At 39.2% G+C, this 510-nt stretch carries 1 protein-coding gene; it reads right to left on the reverse strand.

Annotated elements, in window-relative coordinates:
• The coding region (locus ABS768_RS17875; RefSeq protein ID WP_408076270.1) for a glycoside hydrolase family 3 N-terminal domain-containing protein at positions 1 to 510 on the reverse strand (510 nt) is incomplete at both ends.

Genomic DNA, 510 nt, shown 5'->3' on the forward strand with positions numbered 1-510 from the left:
GTCCATTACCGGCAGGGTATTATCATCATTTTTAAGTACGGTTACTGCATTTTCGTATAAAGTATAGTTGAGTGCATCATACTGATATTGATTAAGGTCTGAAACCAGATTATTTAAATCAATTGGCTTATAGTTATTTAGCCCTGCCCTGTATTTATAAGCCAGTATTTTTTTAACCGAATATTGTAACCGTTCCTCCGTAAGCACACTATCAGCATAAGCCTGCCTGAATTTTTCAACCGCAACCGGCACATTTTCGGCAAACAGCAATACATCGTTACCCGCCAAAAAAGCTTCAAGGTCTATACCTCCGGGCTGCATATAATTACTCGCTCCTTTCATATTTAGTGCATCGGTAAAAATAAGCCCTTTAAAACCCATTTCGCGCTGTGCAAGATTGGTAATTACATTATAAGACAATGAAGTAGGATAATTAGGTGTAGGATCTAACGCGGGCACATTTAGGTGTGCTGCCATTATACTTGCCATACCTTCATCAAAAAGGCGCTG

This window comes from Flavobacterium rhizophilum (assembly GCF_046000485.1).
Classification (GTDB): domain Bacteria; phylum Bacteroidota; class Bacteroidia; order Flavobacteriales; family Flavobacteriaceae; genus Flavobacterium; species Flavobacterium rhizophilum.